Source organism: Clostridioides sp. GD02377, from assembly GCF_045899875.1.
In the GTDB taxonomy this organism is placed as follows: domain Bacteria; phylum Bacillota; class Clostridia; order Peptostreptococcales; family Peptostreptococcaceae; genus Clostridioides; species Clostridioides difficile_A.
In genome coordinates, this window is sequence record NZ_JBJODA010000039.1 from 1 (window position 1) to 9,131 (window position 9,131).

12 protein-coding genes are annotated in these 9,131 nt (G+C 25.4%); 7 read left to right on the forward strand and 5 right to left on the reverse strand.

Translation table 11 applies throughout. The annotated features are described in order from the left end of the window. Window positions 1-853: hypothetical protein (locus tag Q3304_RS20210; protein WP_407815474.1), on the forward strand; the 853-nt coding region annotated here is incomplete at its 5' end. A 40-nt stretch (window positions 854-893) separates the two neighbouring features. Here the strand turns inward: Q3304_RS20210 and Q3304_RS20215 are convergent. The 4 genes from Q3304_RS20215 to Q3304_RS20230 all read right to left on the reverse strand — a co-directional run bounded on the left by Q3304_RS20215 (window position 894) and on the right by Q3304_RS20230 (window position 3,539). Beyond that, a complete protein-coding gene (locus Q3304_RS20215; RefSeq protein WP_407815212.1) occupies window positions 894-1,547 on the reverse strand; it encodes a recombinase family protein in 654 nt (217 codons plus the stop codon). Window positions 1,548-1,804: 257 nt separating this feature from the next. Continuing rightward, complete coding sequence (locus Q3304_RS20220) at window positions 1,805-2,242, reverse strand: hypothetical protein (RefSeq protein ID WP_407815211.1); 438 nt, start codon at window positions 2,240-2,242, stop codon at window positions 1,805-1,807. Between the two features lie 62 nt (window positions 2,243-2,304). Then, the gene (locus Q3304_RS20225; protein WP_407815210.1) at window positions 2,305-3,006 is read right to left on the reverse strand and encodes a DUF4367 domain-containing protein; all 702 of its coding nucleotides are present in this window, start codon (window positions 3,004-3,006) and stop codon (window positions 2,305-2,307) included. A gap of 2 nt (window positions 3,007-3,008) precedes the next feature. Then, window positions 3,009-3,539 (reverse strand): RNA polymerase sigma factor, encoded by a 531-nt coding sequence (locus Q3304_RS20230; RefSeq protein ID WP_407815209.1) that lies wholly within the window; start codon window positions 3,537-3,539, stop codon window positions 3,009-3,011. Between the two features lie 148 nt (window positions 3,540-3,687). Between Q3304_RS20230 and Q3304_RS20235 the strand changes: the two genes are divergently transcribed. The 3 genes from Q3304_RS20235 (at window position 3,688) to Q3304_RS20245 (ending at window position 6,281) form a co-directional block, all read left to right on the forward strand. Next, window positions 3,688-4,455 (forward strand): hypothetical protein, encoded by a 768-nt coding sequence (locus Q3304_RS20235; RefSeq protein WP_407815207.1) that lies wholly within the window; start codon window positions 3,688-3,690, stop codon window positions 4,453-4,455. A gap of 196 nt (window positions 4,456-4,651) precedes the next feature. Further along, complete coding sequence (locus Q3304_RS20240) at window positions 4,652-5,224, forward strand: sigma-70 family RNA polymerase sigma factor (protein ID WP_407815206.1); 573 nt, start codon at window positions 4,652-4,654, stop codon at window positions 5,222-5,224. Beyond that, window positions 5,208-6,281 carry a DUF4179 domain-containing protein gene (locus Q3304_RS20245; protein ID WP_407815205.1) on the forward strand — a complete coding sequence of 358 codons (1,074 nt, stop codon included), beginning with the start codon at window positions 5,208-5,210 and terminating at the stop codon, window positions 6,279-6,281. Before Q3304_RS20240 ends, Q3304_RS20245 begins: the two co-directional genes overlap by 17 nt. A gap of 50 nt (window positions 6,282-6,331) precedes the next feature. Here Q3304_RS20245 and Q3304_RS20250 read toward each other — a convergent pair whose 3' ends face one another. After that, on the reverse strand, window positions 6,332-6,886 hold the full coding sequence (locus Q3304_RS20250; RefSeq protein ID WP_407815204.1) for a hypothetical protein: 555 nt from the start codon (window positions 6,884-6,886) through the stop codon (window positions 6,332-6,334). 1,018 nt (window positions 6,887-7,904) lie between these two features. Here Q3304_RS20250 and Q3304_RS20255 point away from each other — a divergent pair. The 3 genes from Q3304_RS20255 to mobV form a co-directional block, all read left to right on the forward strand. After that, window positions 7,905-8,261: an antitoxin VbhA family protein gene (locus Q3304_RS20255; protein ID WP_407815215.1), complete on the forward strand. Its 357-nt coding sequence runs from the start codon at window positions 7,905-7,907 to the stop codon at window positions 8,259-8,261. A 14-nt stretch (window positions 8,262-8,275) separates the two neighbouring features. Beyond that, window positions 8,276-8,500: a DUF6718 family protein gene (locus Q3304_RS20260; RefSeq protein WP_407815214.1), complete on the forward strand. Its 225-nt coding sequence runs from the start codon at window positions 8,276-8,278 to the stop codon at window positions 8,498-8,500. A gap of 125 nt (window positions 8,501-8,625) precedes the next feature. Continuing rightward, on the forward strand, window positions 8,626-9,131 hold a 506-nt coding region (gene mobV, locus Q3304_RS20265; protein ID WP_407815475.1), incomplete at its 3' end, for a MobV family relaxase.

Here is a 9,131-nt window from a genome sequence, read left to right on the forward strand (position 1 = left end):
ACAACCAGAAGATTATAAAAAACAACAAATTCAAGAACTTAGAGAATTAGAAAGTAAATTAGAATATGTAAAGAAACTATTTAAAGGCTTTGAGAAGCCTTTAAATAGTTTTAATGAGTTGGAACCTGCTAATGTTAAAAAAAGTCTTATAACAGGAAAAGAAACGGTATATAAGAATGATTATGATGAGGTAATAGATATACTAAAAGGAACAATGAAAGAAAATATAGAACTTAAAGAAAAATTATATAATGAGCAATTAAAAACAAGTAATTTAGAATTTAAATTAAATACAGTAAATGAATATGAAAGATTGATTTATGAAAAAGAAAAAAAATTAAAATTAGAAAAAGAAGAATTTGAAGAACAAAAACAACTAATATCTGAACGTGAAAAAAATATTGAGAAAGTGATAGAAAATAAGGATAAAAATAACAAAAACATTCTTCATGAAAAGGAAGTAGAGAGAAATGAATTAGAAAAACAATATAAAAATTTATCAAGAAAATATAATCATTCAATTAAGAAATATGAAAAAGAGATTGAAGAACTTAGCAAAAATGATATATATATTATTTTTAATAAGTCTAGTATCAAAGAGATACAAGAAAATGACACATATAGGTTTAAAGATGCTAATAATTTTATTAAAGAATTAAATAAACTTTGTTTCTATAGGAATGAAACAAGAGAATTAGGATTTCAAATGTCATTTGGAACTAATGCAAAGGGTTCTTTTTTGGAAAAGAATATTATTCTTGGACAATATAGAGATATAGACTTAAAGCGTGAAATTATCAATATAAACAAATCTAATAAGAAAGTAATTTCTAAAGATTTATTTAGAGATTAGTTAAAGTAATTTGAGAGAATGTATATAGATTTATGTAAATTTATACACATTCTCTCTTATCCGACCTATTACTTCTTTTAATTTCTCCACCCTCGAATATTTTTATCCACTCGTACAATGTAGTTCTGCCAATATTTAATATCTTTGCCACTTCATTCTTCTTTAAGTTTCCATCAAGAATTTTATTATAATATTTTATAAATTCTTTGTTAGTTTCTAAAAGCTCCTTAGTTACTTTTTGTCTACCAAACCATTTCCCTGTTTTTGTATTTATCTCCCCTTTTTTCTTATCCTCTTTTAACTGGTCTATTTTCTGCTGCGTTCTTTCTTGTATTGTTTCCCTCTCCATCTCTGCAACAGCTCCAAATACACCAAGTAATAACTTATAAGTATTGTTTCTTGTGTCTATACCTTCTTTTAATATTTTTACCCTTACACCTTTTTGAACTAATGTATCTATAATATCAATTAAATCCTTTAAATTCCTTCCTAAACGGCTTATAGACTCACAGTAAACAGTATCTCCGTCATTTACTTCTACTAACATTCTGCTTAATGCTTCTCTTTCTTTTGTAGCTCCTGTTATTACATCTTTATATATTTTATCAAACTTAATCCCTTCACTTTCCAAAATTCTTTCTTGCCTAATATTATCCTGTTTTCTTGTACTCACTCTTTCATATCCTATTATCATAACCCTACCTCCGTTTATCTTGTTACAATAATCATACAATATATTTTTATTCGGTCAAAGTGCATTTTCTATACTCGCTATACCGAATATATTTTATTGTTGATTTACAATGATTCTATGTAAAAATAACATAGATATCACACGTACGGTCAAATGTTGGTTTATTCAAACATAATTAAAGAGATTTTTCTATGTAGAATTAAAATAGCCATACTGTTTGAATAATAATTATACAATAATATGACTATTTATCTAATTTAATATGTTTTTGAAGCACTTATTAAGGTATCTCTTTCAGATGTAGATCCCTTATATGCTATAACCACAGATGAAACACGATATGTTCCTTTACTTATAGACTTTGTTTTACTTAGTGTACAAAGTTTATCATTTTTTGAAACTGTCCAACTATCAACAGTTTGCCAGTTATTATTAACCTTTTTCTGAAGTGTAGATGTTATAGTTGTTTTTGTAATTCCAAGCTTTCCTAGAAGTGTAGTTTTTATAATGGCATTACTTCCAGATATACTAAGCTCACTAGTAGCTTTGTTTATATTAGTATATCTTGGCTCTTGAATTGTTATAATATTTTCTTGTGAACTATCTGCAAAAACTGGTAAAGAGATAGATAAATTAGTAAAGATAAATGATAATGTTGTTATAAACATAAAACTTTTTTTGAATTTTAATTTCATAGAAATTACCTCCTAATAATATTTATATATATAACGATATAAAAAGTAATTTTGTGACATTTTTATTTTATATTTTCTGCTATTTTTATTATTTCATTTTTCGTATCTTGTAATTTAATGTTTTCAATATAACTCAATGTAATATAATATGAATATATATTATCATTCCATATTAAAGAAAATTCATTATTTTTTATGATATATTCTGCCTTTATTCCATTAATCTTTACACTTTCAATAATTGCTTCTTCTGTATCTATTTTCATAGTTGTGTCAGCAATTTTAGAGTAATTAAAAACTATTTCATCTCCATCATCATTACTAAAAAATATGAATGTCTCATTTGAAATATTGATTCTGTCAATTTCTTTAAAACCTTTTGGTAAATATGAAAGGTTTAATTCATTAAATTTTCCCATATCAATATTTTCATTAATTGAGAATTTGTATGTAGTAAACTTTGTATATACTTCTTTTATTACATTGAAAAATTGTTCCCTCATAGCATCAACACTCATTGTCATCGCAAATAAACCAATTATAATTATTAATAATGCAGCTACTATATTTCTTGAATAATTATAGATATTTTTTCTTAAAGTTTTTTTTGTTTCTTGTTTTATTAATTTTTTCATTTTATTTTCAAAATTTTTTGAAAAAGTATAATCTATATCGTCTTCTTTTGGAACTGTACTAATTAGAATTAATTCAACATTTTCAAGTGCTTTGCGAAGTTCTTCATCTGTTATTTTAAAATCATTCAATATTAAACACCCACATCCTTAATAAAAATATATTTTAGCTCTTCTCTAGCTCTAGATAATCTTTTTCTAACATTTTCAGGTTTTATATCTAATATTTGACTAATTTCCTTATCATTTAATTCATGTTGTAGTTTTAAAAGTAATACATCTCTATGTTTTTCAGAAAGCTTCATTATAGCTTCTTCTAAATAACCTATTGAATATTCATCAGTGTGAAATTTATCAGACTGAAATTCTTTTTCAAGGAATTTTATTTTTTCATTTTCCCTTTTTCGTTTTCGATAGATATCTTTGGAAGTATTTTTTACTATTATGATAATAAAAGCTTTTGTCTTATAACTTTTAATATCGTTTATTTTACTGAAGTTTTTAATTATCTTTAAAAAACTTTCATGAACAGCATCTTCTGCCAAACATTCATCTTTTAAAATTTCATTAGCTATATAAAACATAGTTTTTTTATATGTATTATATAATAATTCAAATTTGGAGATATCATTTTCAGATTCTAATAAATTTAAATATAATATCATGTATAAATTTTCTCCTTAATTATATATATATATATATATTTTCCTTATACATTATACTCTTTTAAATAAAAAATTAAAAAAAATTGTCACAAGATCAAGTTATATAACGTTTTATATTATGAAAACAATAATTAAAGGGGGAAAAACTATGTTTTTAAAAAAATTAAAAAAATCAACAGTTATTGCTTTAACAGGACTAATGCTAATAAGTTCAACAGGAAATCTGGCCTTTGCATTAGATAATAAAAATGAAGGGTCTAAAAATGCATCTGAAAGTTCAATAGTAGAACCAAGAGTTGTTAGTAATTCAAAAACTTTTTCTGTTGGAGGAAAAAGTTATACAAACTATACATCAGCTAATATTACCCTTTCAAGTGGTGCCTATGGTTCAACTACTATAAAATCTAATTCTGGAGCAGTTGGAGTAAATAGATTATATGCACATGCTAATTTATATAATAAAAATGGACAAGTTGTTAAAACGGCTGATTGGAAATCTAATGGTAGCTCTACTTCAACACTTACAAATACAACAGGAAATAGCTTTTCAAAAGGAACATTTTATACAAAAGGAACTACTAAAGTATATAATGGAAATGGATATACTACACAATCTGCAAACCAAAGTCCTAATGTAGTGGTTAGTAATCTAGGTACTAGAATTTCAAAAGAAGAGTTAAAAGAACGTATGGATTTATATGAAATTAAAAATATGTTACCAGCAGTAGGTATTGATAATATAAGTGGTTATATTTCAATGGATGACTTATATGATGAACCTAATTTTCCTGAAACTCCAGAAGAAGCTATTACATATCAAAAAATAAGAGCTAAAGCTAGTTACAGAATGATTCCACTTTATGATAATGATGGTAAAACAATAATAGGTGAGTATCGTATTGATTCAGCTAATTAATATAATGTTACAAAATTTTATTAATTTATAAATTAAATGGCTATGAATTATAGAAATAAAATTCTATTTTCATAGCTTTTTATAAAATTATATAAGTTAATAAATAAAGAGTTAATTAAAATTATTTTACTTAAAGTGAAACTATATATATTTTTAATTAATCTAATTAATATAGAATACAGTAAAGGAGATCTATATGAGAAAATTATCATCATTTAAAAATTTAAGAAATCAAAATGATAATGATAATGTAGTAAGAAATGCTATAAAAGGTAATAAAGATGCGATTGAGCAACTTATAAATGAACAAAAAGAATATCTATATAAAATAGCATTTTTATATACAAAAGATGAAAATGAAGCAATGGATATATGTCAAGAGACCATTTATAAAACAATTTTAAATATACATAAATTGCGGGAACCAAATTGTTTTAAAACATGGATGACAAAAATACTCATTAATAATGTTAATGAGGCAAATAGAAATAAAATCAAAATATCTGATAATGATGTTCAAATTGAATTAATTAAAGATGTATCATATGAAAAATTAGAAGAAAAGATAGACTTATACAATGCAATTGATCTATTAGAAGAAAAGTTTAAGACACCTATAATCTTTCAATATTTTCAAGATATGACTATAAAAGAAATAGCAGAGCTACTTGAGTGTAATGAAAATACAGTTAAAACATACTTAAGAAGAGGTAAAAAAAAATTATACGAAATATTAATGAGGGGGGAGATAGATGAAAAATTTAGATAATATAAAGATACCAGATAATTTTGATTTTACTATACAAAAATCTATAAGAAAAGCTTTGAATGAAAAAAAAAAATTACATAGAAGAAAAATTATAACAATAATATTAATAAGCTTTTTTGTTTTTGGATTAATAACTTTAAACAGTGAAAGTACCTGGGCATATATAAGAAATACTACTAAACAAATTGAATCTTTTTTAGGGAGAGAAAAAAATGTTTTTGATAAATATAAATTTGAAGGTGAGCAAATTATCGAAAGTAATGGGCTAAAATTTAGTTTAGGTGAAGTAATTTTAGATGATAGACAATTAATAGTTAGCATGAGTGCTGATTATACAGATTTTAAAATCAAGTTTAAAAATATAGGAAAATTAGGTATTTCTCCTTCATTTCCGACTATTTATATAGATGACCTAGTATTTCCAGGACAAAGTTATTCAACAATAACAGAAAAGGTAAAAGGAGAAAAGAAATACAATATACTATTAAAAGTTAGTTTATTGCAAATAGATACTAATAAAGATGGAATAGCAGATACTGAATATGAAATTTTAAACAAAATCAATTCTAATAAAAATTATAGTTTGAAAATTTCTTTTACAGATATTGATTATGGTATAAAAAATGGAATTGAGAATAATGTAGGTAATTGGAAATTTAATACTACAATTAATGCATCAAATATAATTAAAGATACTAAAGTATATGAAGTAGATAAAGTAATCAAAATAGATGAAAAAGAATACAAAGGGACATTGAATATAAAAGAAGTTAGAGTATCTCCGATATCAATCAAAATTAAATATAATTATGATAGTTATACAGAAATCGGTCCAGATAAAAGAAGTGATCCATATTTAATTATAAAGGACGAAAATGGAAGAGAACTAAATAATGGAACTGGAGCTGGAGGAATTTTGCAAAATAAGAAAAACTATATAAATGGAGAGTTCGAATTAAGAGGAAGTGAGAAAAAAATAACTATAATACCTTGTATATATGTTAACGATAAGGAAAAACATTTTTTTAATAAAACTGTTAATTTAAATGTAGATTAAATAAAAATAAAAACCATAAGTTGATAACTTATGGTTTTTATTTAATAATTCTAAGAATACTTTTCTCTAAACTCCTTTAATGCTTGGCTGATTAGATCAATTTTTTTTAAATGTTTATTATCATCACAAAATCTATTAAATAATTCTAATTCTTTGCTATTAACTCTTAGAGTAGTAAGTTTACTATTAGAATCCTCTAAATCTATTACTATCTGTTGCTTTATAACGGACGTATTACATTTGTGTAACTCTATAATTTCTTTTAATACATCATAATTAGAAACTATATCTAACAAATTATCTTTTATCTCTTTGTCAGATTTATTAATTACTTCTCTTACTGCATCTGATTGTATAACATTTGTATTACTAATGTTATTTTTTATGCTTGGCTCTTGTAATACATCTGTTATACATTCATGTATATACTTGTTCAAGTCTTTGGAATAACTGTAATTAGCCTTCTTAAATCTATCTCTTATTGTACTTCTGCCTATTCCTATATTTTTACATATATATGTCAAGGTTTCATTATTTTCTAATTGATTATTTATATATTCTATTTGTTCTGATATATCTAATTCATTAAATTTATCTTTGTTCATACGACACCCCCCACAGTAATAACAGATGTATTACGTCTGTTATTTGAAATTATATCATAATATTATTTTTAATAAATTTGGGATTTTAAAATATAATTAGCAAAAATTTCAAAAAATATGTTGTTATATCCTCAGAAAGAATTTATACTTAAATATATAAAAACTAAATAAAAAAGCACTTACAAAAAGTAAGTGCCTTCTGTAACTTCAGTTCTTTAAATCGTTTCCTAGGCGATTTAAAGTAACAACTGGTATAACAGTACCAAGAAGTTAAGGAATAATCCAATCGCAAGATAGGCATAATCTATCAAGGAAAGTTAACCCAACCGAAATTATTTACAAAATATAATTATAGTATATAAAGTAAAATAATTTTAGTCAAGCGGAAATGTTGTACACCTAAAGTATAGATACCTATACTTTAGGTGTTTTTTAATGCAATAAATGAGGTTGTATGTTACCTATATGACATATAGTGGGACAGCCCTTAACCACTCAAAAAAAAGGTCAGGTGAGTTCAGCCAATGCAGAAAGTGAACCTCTGTACAATATAGCTAATCCCTTTTTATAGCTAGTACAGGATTGAGTGGTGACGACAACCTAAAGGTCGGGTGTGGGAGTTCTAGGAGCATAAGTGCTTGGGAACTATGAACAGAATTATTGCATTAGGATAGAACCATAATGTAGAAAGTTTATAGGTGTTTACACGTAATAAAAAGGGTACAGATGATAAGGTGACCGAAGTATACGGTTTATAGATTTGTAATTACTTCCTTATGATAGTCAATTAAAAAGTCTTGACTATTATAAGGGAATAATTACGTCCAATTTCAGTTCCCTTGTGCCGGTTTATTATTTTAGTGAAATTGTCAAGATAGAATTTAAATAGGAATAACAAAATTCGATATAGGACAAGCCCCTTCTGGCTTGGCATATTGAGAATGCGTTAGTGACCACTTGACGCCGAAGGTTAAAGTGGTTTTAGCCGTTAGGCTTAATTGAAAGGAAGGTGAAGATTATGAAAGATTATTCAATTAAAAATACAACTAAAGAACAGAGAAAAGAAATTGTTAATTTTGCACTTGGAATAGCCTCAATTGATTCTCATGAAGTTAGTGGAGTTATTTTAGAGTTGTCAGATAGATATATTGAAGGAGCATTGGAGATAGAAGAAATCCAAAATATAGTACTTAGTTTTTATAAGAACAAATATCTTGATGGTGATGAGTCTATAGAAACTTTAGAGGATTATATCTTGATACTTGAGGAAGAGAAAAGAAGGAATAATGTAGTGACTGATGAAGAAGATATTGAAAAAATGATGGATGAAATAATAGACCAAAATATAGATGCTTTGAAAAAATTATCTGAATGATATGAGGTGAACTAATGTACATTGTTGCAAAAAAAATTGATAAGGTAGGTTGCATTGCATCAGAGGTAGAAAGTGGAGAGAGGATAAGTGCATTGATTGAATATCTATCATTGACAATGCTTGATAAAGGAATTGAAATTATTGTTTTAGATAAGCCAAATATGTATAGAGAATATGCTCCATATAAGTTTTTGAGTGAGGTTGAGTTTGTATGTAGTGTTTTATTAATGAACCATTAGTGGTCTAAATAGACCACTAGGGTGTGCCAAAAGTGACCACTTTTGGTATATAGGTTCTTAATGCCTCGCAGAGCTTACCACTTTGCCAACGAAGTGCAAAGTATTCTAGAAATAATATAGTTGGTATTCAAAAACATAATCAAAGGCAAAATAAATCTTATAAGAATAAAGATATTGATATAACAAAGAGTAACAAAAATATAGATTTTGAAAACAAAACTAGAATAAAATATTTAGAAAAAATAGAAGAAATTATAAAAGAAAATAGGAAAAAGGGAAAAGTTATAAGAAAAGACGCAATATTAATGTGTGAGAGTGTAATTTCAGCAAGTCCAGAATTTTTTCTAGGTATGGATCATAAAGACAAAGAAAAATATTTTAAATACTCATATGAATTTTTGAAAGATAGATATGGTGAAAAAAATATAATTTCTGCTACAGTACATTTTGATGAAACAACACCTCACATGCATTTTAATTTTGTTCCAATAACTTATGATGGGAAATTAAGTGCTAAAGATTTAATAACAAGAATTGAGTTAAAAAAAATACAAGATGAATTGCCAAGATACTTACAATCAAGAGGATTTGATATAAAAAGAGGTCGTGAATACAGTAAAGAGAAGCACAT

What these genes read in the sequence shown, in the direction of transcription:
- Q3304_RS20215 (WP_407815212.1), bottom strand. Translation starts at nt 1,547, where the DNA reads ATGATAATAGGATATGAAAGAGTGAGTACAAGAAAACAGGATAATATT.
- Q3304_RS20220 (WP_407815211.1), bottom strand. Translation starts at nt 2,242, where the DNA reads ATGAAATTAAAATTCAAAAAAAGTTTTATGTTTATAACAACATTATCA.
- Q3304_RS20230 (WP_407815209.1), bottom strand. Translation starts at nt 3,539, where the DNA reads ATGATATTATATTTAAATTTATTAGAATCTGAAAATGATATCTCCAAA.
- Q3304_RS20235 (WP_407815207.1), top strand. Translation starts at nt 3,688, where the DNA reads ATGTTTTTAAAAAAATTAAAAAAATCAACAGTTATTGCTTTAACAGGA.
- Q3304_RS20240 (WP_407815206.1), top strand. Translation starts at nt 4,652, where the DNA reads ATGAGAAAATTATCATCATTTAAAAATTTAAGAAATCAAAATGATAAT.
- Q3304_RS20245 (WP_407815205.1), top strand. Translation starts at nt 5,208, where the DNA reads ATGAAAAATTTAGATAATATAAAGATACCAGATAATTTTGATTTTACT.
- Q3304_RS20250 (WP_407815204.1), bottom strand. Translation starts at nt 6,886, where the DNA reads ATGAACAAAGATAAATTTAATGAATTAGATATATCAGAACAAATAGAA.
- Q3304_RS20255 (WP_407815215.1), top strand. Translation starts at nt 7,905, where the DNA reads ATGAAAGATTATTCAATTAAAAATACAACTAAAGAACAGAGAAAAGAA.
- Q3304_RS20260 (WP_407815214.1), top strand. Translation starts at nt 8,276, where the DNA reads ATGTACATTGTTGCAAAAAAAATTGATAAGGTAGGTTGCATTGCATCA.